The sequence below is a fragment of the Variovorax sp. 01N429 genome (assembly GCF_056399425.1).
In genome coordinates, this window is the sequence record NZ_JBFTRG010000173.1 from 1 (window position 1) to 403 (window position 403).

At 77.2% G+C, this 403-nt stretch carries 1 protein-coding gene; it reads right to left on the minus strand.

Going from position 1 to position 403, the window contains the following annotated elements; genetic code table 11:
• Nucleotides 1-377, minus strand: a 377-nt coding sequence (locus AC1DSF_RS31115; RefSeq protein ID WP_478184165.1) for a hypothetical protein, incomplete at its 3' end; no start/stop codon positions are given.
• Between the last annotated feature and the right edge of the window lie 26 nt (nt 378-403).

A 403-nucleotide genomic window follows, 5' to 3' on the forward strand; every position in this document is an offset into this window, starting at 1 on the left:
CGCGGGCCCGGGGCGATCCGCCGCAGCCCGGGCAGCATGCGGGCGCCCGCGAACCAGTGCCGGTCGGCGGCCCGGCACACCAGGACGGGGACGTGGGTGGTGGGGCGGAGAACACCGTGCGGGCTGACGACACGGCGGGTCAGCGCGTTGACGAGGGTGGAGCGCCCGGTGCCGGTGGAGCCGACGAAGGCGGCGACGAGCGGCGCGTCCGGGTGCCGCAGGCGCGGCAGCACGTAGTCGTCCAGCTGGGCGACGAGTTCCCGCCGGGTACGCCGTGCTTCGTCGGCCCCCGGCAGGTCGAGCGGGAGCCGCACGCCGGCGGCCGCGTCCCGCACCCACGCCGCCGCACCCGGCAGTCCGCCGCTTCCCGGGATCACCACAGCATCACCACGAGGGGGACAAT